This window comes from Streptomyces sp. NPDC002476 (assembly GCF_042889785.1).
Classification (GTDB): domain Bacteria; phylum Actinomycetota; class Actinomycetes; order Streptomycetales; family Streptomycetaceae; genus Streptomyces.
Map to the genome: position 1 here is coordinate 37779 of NZ_JBIARH010000032.1, position 16118 is coordinate 53896.

Consider the following 16118-nt stretch of genomic DNA (forward strand, 5'->3'; position numbering starts at 1 on the left):
CCCGGGACGTCGTCTGCTGGGTGCTGCCCGTACGGACCGACAGCCCGTCCGGCCCCGCCCGTACCCCCTGACCAGACCTGAAGGGACGGCCCGTCATGCAACTCAGCGGACTGGGATACTTCGGACTCCGCACCCGGCACGTCGACCGATGGCGCGCCTTCGCCGAGGACGTGCTCGGACTGTCGGCACGGACCACCGATGACGGGCTGCGGCTGCGTGCGGACGACCGGGCCTGGCGCATCGCCCTGCACGAGGCCGACACCGAGGAATTCGGCTACGTCGGCTGGGAAGTGCCCGGCCCCGCCGAACTGGCCGCCGCGGCGGCGGAGCTGGCCGCCGCCGGTGTCGAAGTGACACACGCCGACGAGCGGTTGCTGCGCGAGCGCGATGTGCTCGGCCTCTTCCACGTCGAGGACCCCGACGGCGTCCGGGTCGAGATCTTCCACGGCGCCCGTACCGCCGTCACGCCGTTCGTCTCGCCGACCGGCGCCCGCTTCGTCACCGGCGAACAGGGCCTGGGCCACGTGGTGTTCTCGGTGCGCGACTACGCCGCGACGCTCCGGTTCTACACGGAACTGCTCGGCTTCCGGATCTCCGACTTCTGCGACCTCGGCCGCAAGCGCATCGCGTTCCTGCACACCAATCCGCGCCACCACTCGCTCGCCTTCGCCGGGCTCGTCATCGAGCCCGAGCGCAAGCCGCGCAAGGACGTCGACCCGGGCGAGCTGTTCCACTTCATGCTGGAGGTCGACGACCTCGACACCGTCGGCCACGCCTACGACCGCTGTCTGGAAGGCGCCGCGCCCGTCGCGCTCACCCTCGGCCGGCACAGCAACGACAAGATGCTCTCCTTCTACGCGATCACGCCCTCCGGCTTCGAGATCGAGTACGGCCACGGGGCGATCACCGTCGCCGACCCGTGGACCGCGACCCGCGTCGACGGCACCAGCCTGTGGGGCCACCACCGCCCGCCCAAGCCCGCCCCCGCCGTGCCCCCGGCCGCCCCGGAAGGAGCCACGGCATGAGCGCCCTGAACCGCACCCCGGCCCCCTCCGTGGACGTCAGCGGGTACTTCGACATCGACCAGGGCCTCGTCGACCGCGGGATCTTCAGCGACAGCGGGCTCTACCAGCAGGAACTGCGCCGCGTCTTCGCGCCCAGCTGGCTGTTCCTCGCCCACGAGTCCCAGTTCAAGAAGCCCGGTGACTTCTTCAGCACGTACATGGGCGAGGACCCGGTCATCGTGACCATGGGCAAGGACCGGCGCATCCGGGCCTTCCTCAACGCCTGCCGGCACCGCGGCATGCGGGTCTGCCGCGCCGACGCCGGAGCCACCAAGGCGTTCACCTGCAACTACCACGGGTGGTCCTTCGACACCTCCGGCAAGCTGATCAACGTCCCCAACCGTGAGGGCTATCCGGCCGACTTCGACGAGAGCCGCTGGGGCCTGATCGAGGTCGCCCAGCTGGACACGTACAAGGGCCTGATCTTCGCGACCTGGAATCCGGACGCCCCCGCGCTGGTCGAGGCGCTCGGCGGCATGACCTGGTACATGGACGCCATGCTCGACCGCGATCCGGAGGGCACCGAGGTCGTCGGCGGGGTCCACAAGTGGGTGCTGGAGGGCAACTGGAAGCTCGCCGCCGAGCAGTTCTCGTCCGACTGGTACCACGTCAACATCTCGCACGCCTCCGCCCTGATGGTCATGTCACCCACCGGCAAGGGGCCAAAGACCGAGATCGTGCAGACGCCCGGCCGCCAGTACACCGACCCGAACGGGCACGGCGCCGGCTTCCCGACCCACCCCAAGAGCCGCTTCGACGACCAGGTGGTGCACGAGTACTACGACTACGACCGGCTGCGCGAACGCCTCGGCAAGGAGCGCGCCGAGGGTCCGATGACGACCGGACACGCCAACGTCTTCCCCAACTTCTCCTACCTGCCCGTGAACGGAAGCATCCGCGTCTGGCACCCCAAGGGTCCGGACCGGATGGAGGTCTGGGCATGGACGATCGTCGACAAGTCGATGCCCGACGAGGTGAAGAACGCCCAGCGGCTCTACAACCTCCGCACGTTCGGACCCACCGGCATCTTCGAGCAGGACGACGGCGAGAACTGGAGCGAGGTCCAGGCCACCGCGCACGGCTTCGTGGCCGGCGGCATGGCGCTCAACTACCAGATGGGCATCGGGACGGGGGCCGAGGACGGCGTCCACCCCGGCACCACCGGACACCTGTACTCCGACGGGGCCGCCCGTGGCTTCTACACCCGCTGGCGCGACCTGATGAACACCCCGGCCTGGCACGAGAAGGCGGCTGAAGAACGATGAACACCACCGGCAACGCGATCCGGGTCGCCGACATCGGCGACATCGAGGAGGGCGAGGCCCTCCAGGTGCCCGCCGAGCGGACCGGCTACCACGACGCCATCGCCGTCTTCCACGACGGTGGCGCCTACTACGCGCTCGACGACACCTGCTCGCACGGCCAGGCGTCGCTCGCCGACGGCTGGATCGAGGACGGCGAGGTCGAATGCCCCCTGCACAGCGCCCGCTTCTGCCTCAGGTCGGGCGAGCCGCAGTGCATGCCCGCCACCATCGCCGCCCGGACCCACAAGGTCGAGGTACGCGAGGACGGGATCTGGCTGCACCCCGGTCAGGAGCCCACGGCATGAAGAGGATCGCCCTGGTGGGCGCGGGTATCTCCGCCGTCTCCACCTGCGACGCGCTGCGCTCCGGCGGATACGACGGCGAGATCGTGCTGCTGAGCGACGAGGAGGGCGTGCCCTACGACCGCCCGCCGCTCAGCAAGGACGTCCTGCTCGGCAGGGCCGCCGTCCGCGACGACGTGGCGCTGCGACCGGCCGACTGGTACGAGAAGCAGCGCATCGACCTGCGGCCCGCGACCGCCGTGACCGCGCTGCGCCCCGACGAGGGCGTACTGGAACTGGCCGACGGCACCGAGTTGACGGCCGACCGGATCGTCCTCGCCACCGGCGGCACTGCCCGCACCCTGCCGGTGCCGGGCGCCGACGACCCCGCCGTGCACACCCTGCGCACGTGGGCCGAGGCCGAACTCCTGCGCTCCCGGCTGACCCCGGGGGCCCGGATCGCCGTCGTGGGGGCCGGGCTGATCGGCGCAGAGACTGCGGCGGTCGCCGCCGGACTGGGCTGCCGGGTCACCCTCGTCGACCCGGTGCCCGTGCCGCTGACCGCCGTCGTCGGGCCCGAGATCGCCCGTGCGCTGCACGACCGGCACCGGACCGCGGGCGTCGACGTCGTCACGGGCGGCGTGGAGCGCATCGACCGGGCGCCCGGCGCCGACGAGGTCACCGTCACCGTCGGCGGCCACGCCTCGCCGATCACCGCCGACACGGTCGTCGTCGGCATCGGGATCCGGCCGGACACCGCGCTCGCCGAGGCCGCCGGGCTCACCGTCGACAACGGCATCGTCGTGGACGCCGCCCAGCGCACCTCGCACCCGAGGGTCCACGCGGTCGGGGACGTCGCCCGTCGCGCGGACCATCCGGTGCGCCACGAGCACTGGGACGCCGCGCAGCGCTCCGGTCAGGCCGCGGCCGCCGGACTGCTGGGGACGGACGCGCCCGGCGAACCGGCCTCCTGGTTCTGGTCCGACCGGTACGGCAGCCGCCTGGAAGCGGTCGGCTCGATGGCCGACGCCGAGGAGACCGTACGCCGCCCGGAGGCCGGGTCCGCCGCGTTCACCGTGTTCGGGCTGCGCGCGGGACGGGTGGTCGCCGCCGCGGCGATCGACCGGCCCAAGGACATCAAGGCAGCCCAGCGGCTGATCGCCCGAGCCGTCGCCGTCACTCCGCAACGGCTCGCCGACGAGTCCGTCGAGCTGCGCGCCCTGCTGCGCGGCTGACCGGCCACGCCCGCCCCCTTGTCGTTCCCCGCCGCCCGGCAGCCGGCCGAGGTCCACCGCCCGGCCCGTGCCGCGGACCGGCACACCCGCTCCCCGCGCCCGCCGCCGTGCGATGGGATGGCCGACGCAGCACGGCCTTCCAAGGGCTGTCCCGTCACCCCTGACGGGCGCCCGACGACAGCCGCGGCACCTCGCCGCGTTGTCGGAACGCCCACATACGTCCGGTATGCGGGCAATCCCTTCGCCTTGCGACGCACCACATCCGACGCCGCGCGCCGATCCGCCACGGATCACGGGACAGCCCTTAGGAGGATCCATGAGCACCCACACCCAGGACTCCGCCGCCCCCACTCGAGGTGCGGCGCTGGACGACCTGCTGCTCCACTTCGAGGTGCAGCGTTTCTACACGCTGGAAGCCCAACTGCTCGACCAGCACCGCTACGCCGACTGGCTGGAACTGCTCGCCGAGGACCTGCACTACTGGGCGCCGGTACGCACCAACCGGCTGCGGCGCCAGCAGTCGCTCGCCGACGGCGCCCCGGGCGAGGTCGCCGTCTTCGACGAGACCAGGGCGAGCCTCGCCTGGCGCATCCGGCGGTTCGACTCCGGCATGGCCTGGGCCGAGGACCCGCCGTCGCGCACCCGGCACCTGATCACCAACGTCGCCGTGCGCGTCGGCGACGAGCCGGGCACGTACGTCGCCGAGTCCGACTTCCTGGTCTACCGCAACCGGCTGGAGCGCGAGGTCGACGTGTACGCGGGCGGCCGCACGGACCTGCTGCGCCGCGGGGAGGACGGGCGGCTGCTGATCGCCCGCCGCCACATCCTCCTCGACCAGAACGTGCTGCTTGCCAAGAACATCAGTACGTTCCTCTGACCGCCCGCCCCTCCTGCCGCACGCCGGGCCTGTTCTCCGACCGCCGCCCGACACGCGACGCCTGGCACGCGCGTGGCGACCGCCCTTCCCGCACCCGCGGCGACGGCCGCCCGCCCCTCCTGCCCCGTACCGACCGGCAGGCCCACCCCGCCGGCCCCGCACCCCCGTGGAGTTCCCGTGACGTCCGTCCGCACACCCGACGCCGTAGAGCCCGAGATCACCGAACACACCGTCCAGACGTCCCTGGGCACGATCTCGGTCAGTGAGGCCGGTCAGGGCCCCGTCCTGGTCATGCTGCACGGCGGCGGCCCGGGCGCCACCGGTCTCGCCAACTACCGGCAGAACCTCGCCGCGCTCGCCCCGCACCACCGGATCCTCCTGCCCGACCAGCCGGGCTTCGGCGGCAGCTACCGGCCGTCCGAGGAGGATCTGGACGCCCGCTCCATCACCGAGATCACCGTGGACGCGCTCCTGCAGGCCCTCGACGCCCTCGGCGTCGAACGGTTCCACCTGCTGGGCAACAGCCTCGGCGGCGCGGCCGCGATCGCCACCGCCCTCGCGGCGCCCGAGCGGGTCGAGAAGCTGGTCCTGATGGCGCCCGGCGGCGGGTGGCTGCCGTTCGGCCCGACCCCCACCGAGGGCCAGAAGGCGATGTTCCGCTACTACAACGGCGAGGGCCCGACCGTGAAGAAGATGCGGGACTTCATCCGCGTCATGACGGCCGAGCCCAAGCGCTGGGAGGACACGGTCCAGGCCCGGTACGAGGCATCCCTCGACGCGAGCCACATCGAGTTCTACCACCGCTACAACGCGGCCTTCGGCAAGCGGCACGGCATGGACCCGCTCTGGCGCGACGTGCACCGGATCAAGGCTCCGACGCTGCTGCTCTGGGGACGTGACGACCGCACCATCACCCTCGACGGCGCCCAGCTCATGCTCAAGCAGATCCGCGACGTCCAGCTGCACGTGTTCGGAGGCTGCGGCCACTGGGTGCAGCTGGAGCGGCAGGCCGAGTTCGAGCGGCTCGTCAACGACTTCCTCCAGGAGCGCTGAGCCATGACCACCCCGGCACACCCCGCCCCCACGGAACCGTCCGCCGGCTGGCTCGACGGCGACGTCGCCCTGATCACCGGTGGCGCCGGCGGCCTCGGGCGCGCCATCGCGCTGCGGTACCTCGCCGAGGGCGCCAGTGTCGCGGTGCTCGACCGGGACGCCGAGCAGCTGAAGGTACTGGCCGAGGCCGCGGGCGAACACGCCGACCGGGTGCTCGCCGTCACCGGTGACGTACGCTCGACGCAGGACCTGCACGCGGCGGTCGCCGCCACCGTCGAGCGGTTCGGGAAGCTCGACGTCCTGGTTCCCAATGCCGGGATCTGGGACTACCACCGCAGTCTCACGCGGCTCACGGGCGAGGAGCTGGCGGAGGCGTTCGACGAGGTCTTCGCCGTCAACGTCAAGGGCTATCTGCTCGCCGTGGAGGCGGCCTGGCGTGAGCTGGTATCGACCCGGGGCAGCATCGTCATGACTCTCTCCAACTCCTCCTTCCACACCAACGGCGGCGGTCCCGTCTACACGGCGAGCAAGCACGCCTGCCTCGGCCTGGTCCGGGAGTTCGCGTACGAACTCGCCCCCAGGGTCCGGGTCAACGGTGTCGCCTGCGGCGGCATGCGCACACAGCTGCGGGGCCCGGAGAGCCTCGGTCTCGACGAGCGCAGGATCGAGGACTCGTTCGCCCGCGCCGAGGCGGCGGGCGAACGCCCGAACGTGCCGCTGTACGAGGCGAGCGTGGAGCCGGAGGACTTCACCGGGACGTACGTCCTTTTGGCTTCCCGCCGCAACAGCGGCAACATCACCGGTGCCGTGGTCCCGGTGGACGGCGGCATCGCCGTACGCGGCTTCCGCACCGCGGCCGGCGGCGCCGGTCTCTGACCGGCCGCCCCCACCCCTTCCCCGACCGCCTCAGCCCCCACCGCCACAGCTCGCCCCACCACCGCCACAGCCGACAGTCACCGAAGGAGCCGCTCGGGTCATGGTCGACATCAGTCCTGCTGCCGCCGTGCAGCGCAGAGCACGGTACGAGTCAGCCGCCCCCGCTCTCGTCTACGAGGGCCGGACCATCACGGCCGGCGCCCTCGCCGCGACCACGGGCAGGCTCGCCGCCGGGCTCGCCGCCCTCGGCGTGCGGCGCGGCGACCGCGTGGCGTTCCTGGGGCTCAACAGCGCGACGCTGCTGGAGACGTTGCTGGCAGCCACCCATATCGGCGCGGTGTTCGTGCCGGTCAACCACCGGCTGGCCGCCGACGAGGTGCGGCACATCCTCGCCGACTCGGGAACGCACACGCTGATCGCAGAGGAGAGCCACCGGTCCCTGGCGGAGTCGATCCTCGCCGAGGTCCCGGTCCGTCGGCCGGTCCTCGTCGACACCGACCCGTCCTGCCCCGCGGCGCCCGCCCCGCCCGCGGTGTGGACCCCGCTGTCCGAGGTGCTCTCCACCGACACGACGCCGCAGACCGCGGTCCCGGTGCGGGACGACGACCTGGCCGCACTGATGTACACGTCGGGGACCACCGGCCGGCCCAAGGGGGTCATGCTCACCCACGGCAATCTGTGGTGGAACGCGGTGAACGTCGACACCATGGTCGACACCCGGCCCGACGACGTGAACCTGGCCGTGGCCCCGCTCTTCCACATCGGCGGGCTCAACGCCCTCACGCTGCGCACGCTCACCCGCGGCGGTGTCGTCGTCGTACGCCGCCACTTCGATCCCGAGCAGTGCCTGGCCGACCTGGTGGCGCACCGGGTCACCAGCGTCTTCGCGGTCCCGGCCATGTTCGCGGCGCTCACCCGCGCACCGGGGTTCAAGGAGGCCGATCTGTCCGCGCTGCGCGCGGTGATCGTGGCGGGCGCCGCCGTGCCGCCCCAGCTCATCCGGGACTACGCGGAGTCGCACGGGGTGCTGCTGCAGCAGGCCTGGGGCCTGACCGAGACGGCGCCGTTCGCCACGTATCTGCCCGCCGCGCGCACCCTGGAGAAGACCGGGTCGGCCGGTCTGCCCATGCCGTACACCGATGTCTGCCTGATGGTCCCGGGCCGGGGCACCGTCATCGAGGAGCCGCATGTGCGCGGCGAGATCTGCGTGCGCGGTCCGAACGTCGTGGCCGGCTACTGGAACAACCACCGGGCGACCCGGGAGGCGTTCGACGACGCGGGCTGGTTCCACAGCGGCGATGTCGGATACCGCGACGAGGACGGCCACTACTACGTCGTCGACCGGCTCAAGGACATGATCATCAGCGGTGGCGAGAACGTCTATCCCGCCGAGGTCGAGCGGGTGCTGAGCGCCTTCCCCGGAGTCCACGAGGTGGCAGTCGTCGGCATCCCCCACCCGAAGTGGGGCGAGACCGTCGTCGCCGTCCTCACCTGCGAGCCGGGGGTCGAACCGACCCTCCAGGAGGTGCGCGACTTCGGTTCCGGCCGGCTCGCCCGCTACAAGCTGCCCACCCGCCTGGTCCTCGCCCCCGAACTGCCGCGCAACGCGAGCGGCAAGCTGATCAAGAGCCGGGTGCGCGATGTCGTCACCGACACCGGGCCGACCACCGGCTGACCGGCCGGCCGCCCCGGACGCCCGTCCTCCCGGTCCGACGGCCGTCCCCACCGGCCGAGGGCCGGGCGGCCGTTCCCCGGCCCGGCCCGCCGCACGCTCCGGTCCCCGGACCGATCGCAGTACTCGTCCCACCGCCTGCCGGGATCCCCACCACGAAGGGTCGCCGCCCATGACGCCCACCACCGTCGGCCACCACCCGCTGCCCGTCCCGGCCCTTCCCGGCCACGTCCCCGGATGGACCCTGCGCCCTGCCGGGTCCGCTCCCGCCGCCGGGGCCACCGTCCCGTTCGGCGCGGCTCCGGCGGGCGCCGTCCGCACCTGCACGGCGACCAGCGGCCACGACAACGGACCGGTCGTCCGCGTGACGATCCACCGGGTGCTGCACCATCCGCTGCGGGGCTGCTACCCGGTCGGCGCGCACGATCTGCTGCTGGAGCTCGACATCACGGAGCCGCGGAACCCGGTGACCGGCGACGGCCGGGACACCGCGGGGCTGCTCCGCTCCCTGGTCGCGGCCCTCTTCGCGGCCGATCCGTCCTGCCGCCGCATCACGGCGGCCCCGCCCGTCGAGGACACCGCCGCCCGGGAGCGTTACGCCGCCGGAGGCTTCCGCCCGGTGGCCGAGGCCGATGTGCGGGAGGGAACCGTGGTGCTGATGGTGGTCGAGCCCGCACAGGTCACCACCATCGACACGGCCCTCTCCGCCATGCCGCACTGACATGCCGCGCAGCCTGTGAGACGTGCTCGCCGGGTCGTAGGACCGTCCGTCCGCCGGGCGGTGTGGGGGTGCGTGCGGATGCCGTCCGGCCGGGCCGACGGTGCCCGGGCGCGAGCCGGTCCGGCCGGTCCGGGAGCGCCCGGGTGCGGAGACCGTCCCGGAACGGGTTACGCGCTGAGCGTGGCCGTCCGCGCGAACCCGGCCGCGTGCCCGACCGGCGCCGTCGCTCGCGCGACCGGTGCGCGGGCCTCGTCGTACCGGTGCAGCAGCAGGCGGGCCAGCTCCTCCGCCGGGCCCAGGACGTCGGCCAGCACGTCCGCTCCGGTCGCGCCCGTCGCTATCCGGTCGGGGAGACGGCCGGGGGCGACGACGTACGGGGCCACCGCCACCCGCCGCACCCCCTCGGCCCGCAGGGCCCGCACCGCGTCCTCGGTGCGGGGGAACCCTGCGGGAGATGTGGCGGAGGCGAACGCAGGCCGCACGGCGCACCAACCGGTGTGCCGCAGCTCCCGCGCGATTTCAGCGATCACTGCGATCGCCTCCGGGTCCGTGGAGCCCGCCGAGGCCAGGACGAGCCCGGTCGAGGCGCGGTCGCCGGGGCGGACCCCGGCCTCGCGCAGCCGACGTTCCAGCGCCGCGTTCAGCAGCGGCGACGGGCCGAGCACCTCGGCCCGACGGACGCGCAGCCGGGGCAGCCGGGTCCGTGCCTCGTACAGCACCGCGGGGATGTCGGACTTGGCGTGGAAGGCCCGGGTCAGCAGCAGCGGCAGCGCGACGACATCGACGGTGTCACCGGCGTTCTCGGCGCCCTGCGCCGCCAGGCGTTCCAGCACCCCGGGTACGGACGGGGCGTTGAAGTCCAGGAAGCCGGTCTCCACACGCAGCCCCGGCCGCAGCGACCGCACCCGCGCGGTGAGCGCATGCACGGTTGCCGCGTGCCGCGGATCGCGGCTGCCGTGGGCGATGACGAGGAGTACCGGGGCGGACACGGCGTGGCTCAGTTCTTGACGAGGAGACCGCGGCCGCGCAGCACCCGCCGCTCCAGCGGACTGAAGACCAGCAGGTCGATCGCGATGCCGACGAACAGGATCAGGACGATGGCGAGGAAGATGCCGGGCATGTCCGCGTTGTTGCGGCCGTTCTCCAGCAACTGCCCGAGTCCCAGGCCAAGATCGGGCGAGGAGGCGATGATCTCGGCGGCCATCAGCGAGCGCCAGGAGAACGCCCAGCCCTGCTTGAGACCGGCGAGGTAACCCGGCAGCGCCGCGGGCAGCACGATGTGCCGGGTCCCGCGCAGTCCCGTCGCGCCGAGCGTGCGGCCCGCCCTGAGGAACAGCGGCGGCACCTGGTCGACGCCCGACACCAGACCGTTGGCGACCGAGGGCACCGCGCCCAGCAGGATCACCGCGTACATCATCCGGTCGTTCAGGCCGAGCCAGATCACGGCGGGCGCCACCCAGGCCACCGATGGCAGGGACTGCAGCCCGGACAGGATCGGGCCGATCGCCGCCCGCACGGGCTTGACCCGGGCCACCAGCAGGCCCAGCGGCGTACCGATCGCCACGGCCAGCAGGAAGCCGAGCAGACCGCGCGAGACGCTGGTCCAGATGACGTCCAGGAGCGTTCCCTGGAGCCACATGCCGGTCGCGCTCCGCCAGACCGCTGCCGGTGACGGCAGCTTGTAGTCGTCGGTGACCCGGGCCCGGACGAGGAGCTGCCAGACGACGAGCACCAGGGCCACGGCCAGCAGCGGCGGCAGGACCTTGCGCAGCAGCACCTCGCGCACGGGCGTGCGGTGCTCCCGCACGGCGTCCAGGGCGTCGAGTCCGGCCTCCAGGCCCGCCAGGTCGTCGGGCTCGGTGTCAGTGCCGGCCATGGCGGCGGATCTCCCCACGCAGTTGTTCGGTGATCTCGACGGACAGTTCCGCGACCGCGCTGTCCTCGATGCGGCGCGGCTGCTCGATGCCGACGGTCCACTCGCGGGCGATCCGGCCGGGGCGGGAGGACAGCAGGACGACCCGCTGGGCCAGCCGTACCGCCTCGCGCACGTTGTGGGTGACGAAGAGGACCGAGACGTTCGTCTCCCGCCAGATCCGGGTCAGTTCGTCGTGCAGCACGTCCCTGGTGATGGCGTCGAGCGCGGCGAACGGCTCGTCCATCAGCAGCAGTTGACTGTCCTGGGCGAGGGCGCGGGCCATCGCCACGCGCTGTCGCATGCCGCCCGAGAGCTCGTGCACGCGCTTCTTGTACGCCCCGCCGAGCCGGACGAGGCCGAGCAGCCGATCCGCCTCCGCGCGCCGCTTTGACCTGGGCACGCCGCGCAGGCGCAGCGCGAGTTCGATGTTGCGGCCCGCGGTCAGCCACGGGAACAGGGCGTGTTCCTGGAACATCAGGGCCGGCCGCCCGCCGGGGGTCTCGATGGAACCGGTCGTCGGACGGTCGAGCCCGGCCACCAGGTTGAGCAGCGTCGACTTTCCGCACCCGGAGGCCCCCAGGAGGGTGATGAACTCGCCGGGCGCGACATCGAGCGAGACGTCGTCCAGGACGAGTTGCGGGCCCTCCGGTCCGCCGAAGGACTTGGACACGTGCGAGATACGGGCGGCGTGGCCGACCGCGGTGCGGTCCTCGGCCCTGGTGAGCGTGGTCGCCATGGTCGTCACCTCCTGGGGGTCTGAGTCCGGGTCCCGGGGACGGGATCCGGGTTCGGGTTCGGGCGGGGCTGCTTGACGCCGAGACCGGCGTCGGAGACCTCGGGTCTGCCTGCGGCCTTCAGGACCTTGTTCAGCGGCTTCAGGTCGTAGATGCCGTTCAGGTCGGGCTTCTCCAGCAGCCCGGCCTTCACCGCGTGCTCCGCCTGCGCGTCGAGCGTGGCGGCCAGCGGGTCGTCGGTGATCCGGATGGACGTCCACGCCGGGTCGAGGATCTCGGCGGGCAGCGGCTCGCCGGTCAGCTTCTCCAGCGCGGCGTTCGCGGACGCCTTCGCCCTGTCCGGGTCGGCGCCGATCCACTCGTTGGTCTTCACCGAGCCGCGCAGCACCGCCTCGACGACGTCCGGGTGCTCGGCGAGGAAATTCTGCGACACGATGATGTTGGTGATCACGAACTTGTCGTCCGGCCACAGCGACGACTCGTCGAGCAGCTCCTTCGCGCCCTCGGCGACGAGCTTGGACGCGGTGGGCTCGGGGACCCACGCGCCGTCGATGGACCCGGACTTGAAGGCGTCCGGGGTCACCTTGTTGTCCGTGCGGACCACGGACACGTCGCCCTTGCCGCTCTGGGCGTCGACCTTCCAGCCCTTCTCGGAGATCCAGTCGAGGAAGGCCACGTCCTGGGTGTTGCCGAGTTGCGGGGTGGCGATCTTCTTGCCCTTGAGGTCGTCCAGGGTCCTGATCTTCTTCGGGTCGACGACCAGCTTGACCCCGCCGGAGGCCGAACCGCCGATGATCCGCAGGGACTTGCCCCTGGACCTGGTGTATCCGTTGATGGACGGTGAGGGGCCGATGAAGCCGATGTCGATCGAACCGGCGTTCAGCGCCTCGATCTCGGACGGGCCCGCGTCGAACTGCGAGGTCCTGAGCGCGGTGCCGCCCAGTTCCTTCTGGAACAGGCCCTCCTGGTCGCCCACCAGGGCGGTGGCGTGCGTGAGGTTGGGGAAGTAGCCGATGCGCACGGTGTCCACGGAGAGCTTCTTCGCCCCGGCGGCGACGGCCGGCTTCTTCGTGTCGTCGTCCTTCGCCGCGGAGCCGTAGCCGCAGCCGGTGAGCGCGACGGCGAGCAGCGGCAGGGCGGTGACGGCGGCCAGTCGGCGGCGTGCGGTGGTACGGAGGGCAGGCACGGGAGGTGTTCCTCTCGTTGGCCCGGCGCTCACGTCCCTCGGAATCCAGGGGGACGCGGCCGGGAGTCGGCGGGTCTTCGTCCGAGCCGGCTGAACCGGATGAACCGGCCGTACGCGCGGACGAACCGGCGGTGCGTACGGTGCGCGCGGCGCGCGTGCGGGCACGGTCGGTGGGCGCGGGGGCGCGAGTGGTGGGCGTACGTCATCGGGTGCACCGCGCACACCGCTCGCACCGCGCACATCGTGCGACCCCGCCCTGACCGCTGCCGAGGGCGCCGCTGCCGACGCGGCCGCCCTCCTTCGCGAACGTGGCGTAGACGTCCGCGAACACGGAGCGGACGTCCCCGGACGCGGAGCGGACGTCGATGCCCATCAGAAGTCCCATTCGGCGTCGTCGGCGGTGCCCTCGGCCCCGGCACCGGACGCGGCGGCGAACGAGGCCCCCGCCATCCCGGCCGTCAGCGTCGTGCCGTCGGCCGGGTCGATCAGCAGGAAGGAGCCGGTGCGCCGGGAGTCCGCGTACGCGTCGAGGGCGAGCGGCTCCGCCGTGCGGATCACGACGCGGCCGATGTCGTTGGCGACGAGGCTGCCCGGCGCCGGGTGCTGGGCGAGGTCGTCCAGGGCCAGGCGCGAGGGGATGTCCTTGACGATCGCCTTCACCGTGCGGGTGGTGTGCTTGAGCAGCACCCGCTGTCCGACGGCGAGCGGCCGGTCCGCGACGTGGCAGACGGTCGCCTCGACGTCCTGGGTCACCGCGGGGGCGTCGGCCGACGGGGCGATCAGGTCGCCGCGCGAGATGTCGATGTCGTCGGCCAGCCGCAGCGTCACGGACTGCGGCTCCCAGGCGATGTCCACGCTCTCGCCGAGCGCGTCGATGGCGCTGACGGTCGACGTACGGCCCGAGGGCAGCACGGTCACGGCCTCGCCGACACGGAACGCGCCCGCCGCTATCCGGCCCGCGTAGCCCCGGTAGTCGGGGTGCTCGGCGGTCTGCGGCCGGATGACGTACTGCACCGGGAAGCGGGCGTGGCAGGCCGTGAGGTCATGGCCGGCCGGCACCGTCTCCAGGTGCTCCAGCACGGTCGGCCCGCCGTACCAGTCCATGTGCGCGGACGGCTCCACCACGTTGTCACCGGCCAGCGCGGAGATCGGGATCGCGGTGATCTCCGGCACGCCCAGCGACGCGGCGTAGGCGGTGAACTCCTCGGCGATCGCGGCGAACACCGGCTCCGCGTACTGCACCAGGTCCATCTTGTTGACGGCCAGCACCACGTGCGGCACCCGCAGCAGCGCGGCGACCGCGGCGTGGCGGCGGGTCTGCTCGACGACCCCGTTGCGGGCGTCGACCAGGACGACGGCCAGTTCGGCCGTCGAGGCGCCCGTCACCATGTTCCGGGTGTACTGCACATGCCCCGGGGTGTCGGCCAGGATGAACCGGCGGCGCGGCGTCGCGAAGTAGCGGTACGCCACGTCGATGGTGATGCCCTGCTCGCGCTCGGCCCGCAGCCCGTCGGTCAGCAGTGCCAGGTCGGGGGCCTGTCGGCCGCGGTTGCGGGAGGCGTGCTCGACGGCCTCCAGCTGGTCGGCCAGCACCGACTTGGAGTCGTGCAGCAGACGTCCCACGAGGGTGGACTTGCCGTCGTCGACGGACCCGGCGGTGGCGAACCGCAGCAGGGTGGTGGCCGACAACTGCTCCGTGTTCCGGGTGGACGTGGTCATCTAGAAGTACCCTTCGCGCTTGCGGTCTTCCATCGCGGCCTCGGACAGTTTGTCGTCGGCGCGCGTCGCGCCCCGTTCGGTGAGCCGGGAGGCGGCGATCTCTGCGATCACGGCGTCGAGCGTGGTGGCGTCGGAGTCCACCGCGCCGGTGCACGACATGTCGCCGACCGTGCGGTAGCGGACCCGACGGGTCTCGACCCGTTCGCCCTCCTTGGGGCCGCCCCAGTCGCCCGCGGTCAGCCACATCCCGGACCGGCTGAAGACCTCGCGCTCATGGGCGAAGTAGATCTCCGGCAGCTCGATGCCCTCCCGGGCGATGTACTGCCAGACGTCCAGCTCGGTCCAGTTGGAGAGCGGGAAGACCCGGACGTGCTCGCCGGGGGCGTGCCGGCCGTTGTACAGCTGCCACAGCTCCGGGCGCTGGCGGCGCGGATCCCACTGGGAGAACTCGTCGCGCAGCGAGAACACCCGCTCCTTCGCGCGCGCCTTCTCCTCGTCGCGGCGCCCGCCGCCGAACACCGCGTCGAAACGGTTCTGCTGGATGGCCTCGGTCAGTGGCACCGTCTGGAGCGGGTTGCGGGTGCCGTCCGGACGCTCGCGCAGCTTCCCGGCGTCGATGTACTCCTGCACCGAGGCGACGTGCAGCCGCAGCCCGTGCCGGGCCACGGTGCGGTCGCGGTACTCCAGCACCTCGGGGAAGTTGTGCCCGGTGTCGACGTGCAGTAGCGCGAACGGCACCGGCGCGGGCGCGAACGCCTTGAGCGCCAGGTGCAGCATCACGATGGAGTCCTTGCCGCCGGAGAACAGGACCACCGGCCGCTCGAACTCGCCCGCCACCTCGCGGAAGATGTGCACCGCCTCCGACTCCAAGGAGTCCAGGTGGCTGAGCGCGTACGGGCTGTCGGTGCCCTCCGACACGTTCGCCACGGCTCTCATGCCGCACCTCTCTCGCTCAGCAGCGCGTACAGCCGCGCCGCGGACTCCTGCACGGTCTGCCGGTGCGACTCGATCCGCAGGTCCGGCGACTCGGGCTCCTCGTACGGGTCGTCGACCCCCGTCAGACCGCTGATCTCGCCCGCCGCCTGCTTGGCGTAGAGGCCCTTCACGTCGCGCTTCGAGCAGACCTCGACCGGCGTCGCGACGTGCACCTCCAGGTACGCGGTGCCCTCCGCCCGGTGCCGCTTCCGCACCGCGTCCCGGCTGTCCGCGTACGGGGCGATGACCGGGACCAGCACCTTCACCCCGTTGGCCGCCAGCAACTCCGCGACGAAGCCGATCCGCTGCACGTTGGTGTGGCGGTCCTCGCGGGAGAAGCCGAGACCGGCGGAGAGGAACTCCCGGATCTCGTCCCCGTCGAGGACCTCCACACGGTGGCCCTCGCCGCGCAGCCGCCCGGCCAGCTCGTACGCGATGGTGGTCTTGCCCGCGCTCGGCAGACCGGTGAGCCAGATGGTGGCTCCCGTCTCCGTCACGCTCATCGA

At 72.4% G+C, this 16118-nt stretch carries 16 protein-coding genes and 1 pseudogene; 9 read left to right on the top strand and 8 right to left on the bottom strand.

Annotated elements, in window-relative coordinates; translation table 11 throughout:
• Nucleotides 1-95 precede the first annotated feature (95 nt).
• From ACFYXM_RS28365 to ACFYXM_RS28405, 9 genes are all read left to right on the top strand, one after another.
• On the top strand, nucleotides 96-1025 hold the full coding sequence (locus tag ACFYXM_RS28365) for a VOC family protein (RefSeq protein WP_389293525.1): 930 nt from the start codon (nucleotides 96-98) through the stop codon (nucleotides 1023-1025).
• Nucleotides 1022-2329 (top strand): aromatic ring-hydroxylating dioxygenase subunit alpha, encoded by a 1308-nt coding sequence (locus ACFYXM_RS28370; RefSeq protein WP_389293527.1) that lies wholly within the window; start codon nucleotides 1022-1024, stop codon nucleotides 2327-2329. The genes ACFYXM_RS28365 and ACFYXM_RS28370 overlap by 4 nt, the downstream gene beginning before the upstream one ends.
• Nucleotides 2326-2673 carry a bifunctional 3-phenylpropionate/cinnamic acid dioxygenase ferredoxin subunit gene (locus ACFYXM_RS28375; RefSeq protein WP_389293528.1) on the top strand — a complete coding sequence of 116 codons (348 nt, stop codon included), beginning with the start codon at nucleotides 2326-2328 and terminating at the stop codon, nucleotides 2671-2673. Before ACFYXM_RS28370 ends, ACFYXM_RS28375 begins: the two co-directional genes overlap by 4 nt.
• Complete coding sequence (locus ACFYXM_RS28380) at nucleotides 2670-3884, top strand: NAD(P)/FAD-dependent oxidoreductase (RefSeq protein WP_389293529.1); 1215 nt, start codon at nucleotides 2670-2672, stop codon at nucleotides 3882-3884. The genes ACFYXM_RS28375 and ACFYXM_RS28380 overlap by 4 nt, the downstream gene beginning before the upstream one ends.
• A 316-nt stretch (nucleotides 3885-4200) precedes the next feature.
• Nucleotides 4201-4761: a 3-phenylpropionate/cinnamic acid dioxygenase subunit beta gene (locus ACFYXM_RS28385; RefSeq protein WP_389293531.1), complete on the top strand. Its 561-nt coding sequence runs from the start codon at nucleotides 4201-4203 to the stop codon at nucleotides 4759-4761.
• A 177-nt stretch (nucleotides 4762-4938) separates the two neighbouring features.
• Entirely contained in the window at nucleotides 4939-5814 is an 876-nt protein-coding gene (locus ACFYXM_RS28390) for an alpha/beta fold hydrolase (RefSeq protein ID WP_389293533.1), read from the top strand.
• A 3-nt stretch (nucleotides 5815-5817) separates the two neighbouring features.
• Nucleotides 5818-6690 (top strand): 3-(cis-5,6-dihydroxycyclohexa-1,3-dien-1-yl)propanoate dehydrogenase, encoded by an 873-nt coding sequence (gene hcaB, locus ACFYXM_RS28395; RefSeq protein ID WP_389293535.1) that lies wholly within the window; start codon nucleotides 5818-5820, stop codon nucleotides 6688-6690.
• Between the two features lie 100 nt (nucleotides 6691-6790).
• Nucleotides 6791-8365 (top strand): long-chain fatty acid--CoA ligase, encoded by a 1575-nt coding sequence (locus ACFYXM_RS28400; RefSeq protein WP_389293537.1) that lies wholly within the window; start codon nucleotides 6791-6793, stop codon nucleotides 8363-8365.
• A gap of 169 nt (nucleotides 8366-8534) precedes the next feature.
• Nucleotides 8535-9083, top strand: a complete 549-nt coding sequence (locus tag ACFYXM_RS28405) for a GNAT family N-acetyltransferase (protein ID WP_389293539.1) — start codon at nucleotides 8535-8537, stop codon at nucleotides 9081-9083.
• Between the two features lie 167 nt (nucleotides 9084-9250).
• On the opposite strand, the gene ACFYXM_RS28410 is transcribed toward ACFYXM_RS28405, so the two are convergent.
• The 8 genes and pseudogenes from ACFYXM_RS28410 to cysC form a co-directional block, all read right to left on the bottom strand.
• Complete coding sequence (locus ACFYXM_RS28410) at nucleotides 9251-10072, bottom strand: sirohydrochlorin chelatase (RefSeq protein ID WP_389293541.1); 822 nt, start codon at nucleotides 10070-10072, stop codon at nucleotides 9251-9253.
• A gap of 8 nt (nucleotides 10073-10080) precedes the next feature.
• Complete coding sequence (locus tag ACFYXM_RS28415) at nucleotides 10081-10959, bottom strand: ABC transporter permease (RefSeq protein ID WP_389293543.1); 879 nt, start codon at nucleotides 10957-10959, stop codon at nucleotides 10081-10083.
• The gene (locus tag ACFYXM_RS28420) at nucleotides 10946-11734 is read right to left on the bottom strand and encodes an ABC transporter ATP-binding protein (protein ID WP_389293545.1); all 789 of its coding nucleotides are present in this window, start codon (nucleotides 11732-11734) and stop codon (nucleotides 10946-10948) included. Before ACFYXM_RS28420 ends, ACFYXM_RS28415 begins: the two co-directional genes overlap by 14 nt.
• 71 nt (nucleotides 11735-11805) lie before the next feature.
• Nucleotides 11806-12918, bottom strand: a pseudogene (locus tag ACFYXM_RS28425) (aliphatic sulfonate ABC transporter substrate-binding protein); the annotation flags it as partial.
• Between the two features lie 202 nt (nucleotides 12919-13120).
• Nucleotides 13121-13291 (bottom strand): hypothetical protein, encoded by a 171-nt coding sequence (locus ACFYXM_RS28430; protein WP_389293547.1) that lies wholly within the window; start codon nucleotides 13289-13291, stop codon nucleotides 13121-13123.
• A complete protein-coding gene (locus tag ACFYXM_RS28435; RefSeq protein WP_389293549.1) occupies nucleotides 13291-14637 on the bottom strand; it encodes a sulfate adenylyltransferase subunit 1 in 1347 nt (448 codons plus the stop codon). Before ACFYXM_RS28435 ends, ACFYXM_RS28430 begins: the two co-directional genes overlap by 1 nt.
• Nucleotides 14638-15573 carry a sulfate adenylyltransferase subunit CysD gene (gene cysD, locus ACFYXM_RS28440; protein WP_389293551.1) on the bottom strand — a complete coding sequence of 312 codons (936 nt, stop codon included), beginning with the start codon at nucleotides 15571-15573 and terminating at the stop codon, nucleotides 14638-14640.
• On the bottom strand, nucleotides 15570-16115 hold the full coding sequence (gene cysC / locus ACFYXM_RS28445; RefSeq protein ID WP_389293606.1) for an adenylyl-sulfate kinase: 546 nt from the start codon (nucleotides 16113-16115) through the stop codon (nucleotides 15570-15572). Before cysC ends, cysD begins: the two co-directional genes overlap by 4 nt.
• Between the last annotated feature and the right edge of the window lie 3 nt (nucleotides 16116-16118).

What these genes read in the sequence shown, in the direction of transcription:
- ACFYXM_RS28365 (WP_389293525.1), top strand. Translation starts at nt 96, where the DNA reads ATGCAACTCAGCGGACTGGGATACTTCGGACTCCGCACCCGGCACGTC.
- ACFYXM_RS28370 (WP_389293527.1), top strand. Translation starts at nt 1,022, where the DNA reads ATGAGCGCCCTGAACCGCACCCCGGCCCCCTCCGTGGACGTCAGCGGG.
- ACFYXM_RS28375 (WP_389293528.1), top strand. Translation starts at nt 2,326, where the DNA reads ATGAACACCACCGGCAACGCGATCCGGGTCGCCGACATCGGCGACATC.
- ACFYXM_RS28380 (WP_389293529.1), top strand. Translation starts at nt 2,670, where the DNA reads ATGAAGAGGATCGCCCTGGTGGGCGCGGGTATCTCCGCCGTCTCCACC.
- ACFYXM_RS28385 (WP_389293531.1), top strand. Translation starts at nt 4,201, where the DNA reads ATGAGCACCCACACCCAGGACTCCGCCGCCCCCACTCGAGGTGCGGCG.
- hcaB (WP_389293535.1), top strand. Translation starts at nt 5,818, where the DNA reads ATGACCACCCCGGCACACCCCGCCCCCACGGAACCGTCCGCCGGCTGG.
- ACFYXM_RS28400 (WP_389293537.1), top strand. Translation starts at nt 6,791, where the DNA reads ATGGTCGACATCAGTCCTGCTGCCGCCGTGCAGCGCAGAGCACGGTAC.
- ACFYXM_RS28405 (WP_389293539.1), top strand. Translation starts at nt 8,535, where the DNA reads ATGACGCCCACCACCGTCGGCCACCACCCGCTGCCCGTCCCGGCCCTT.
- ACFYXM_RS28415 (WP_389293543.1), bottom strand. Translation starts at nt 10,959, where the DNA reads ATGGCCGGCACTGACACCGAGCCCGACGACCTGGCGGGCCTGGAGGCC.
- ACFYXM_RS28420 (WP_389293545.1), bottom strand. Translation starts at nt 11,734, where the DNA reads ATGGCGACCACGCTCACCAGGGCCGAGGACCGCACCGCGGTCGGCCAC.
- ACFYXM_RS28430 (WP_389293547.1), bottom strand. Translation starts at nt 13,291, where the DNA reads ATGGGCATCGACGTCCGCTCCGCGTCCGGGGACGTCCGCTCCGTGTTC.
- ACFYXM_RS28435 (WP_389293549.1), bottom strand. Translation starts at nt 14,637, where the DNA reads ATGACCACGTCCACCCGGAACACGGAGCAGTTGTCGGCCACCACCCTG.
- cysD (WP_389293551.1), bottom strand. Translation starts at nt 15,573, where the DNA reads ATGAGAGCCGTGGCGAACGTGTCGGAGGGCACCGACAGCCCGTACGCG.
- cysC (WP_389293606.1), bottom strand. Translation starts at nt 16,115, where the DNA reads ATGAGCGTGACGGAGACGGGAGCCACCATCTGGCTCACCGGTCTGCCG.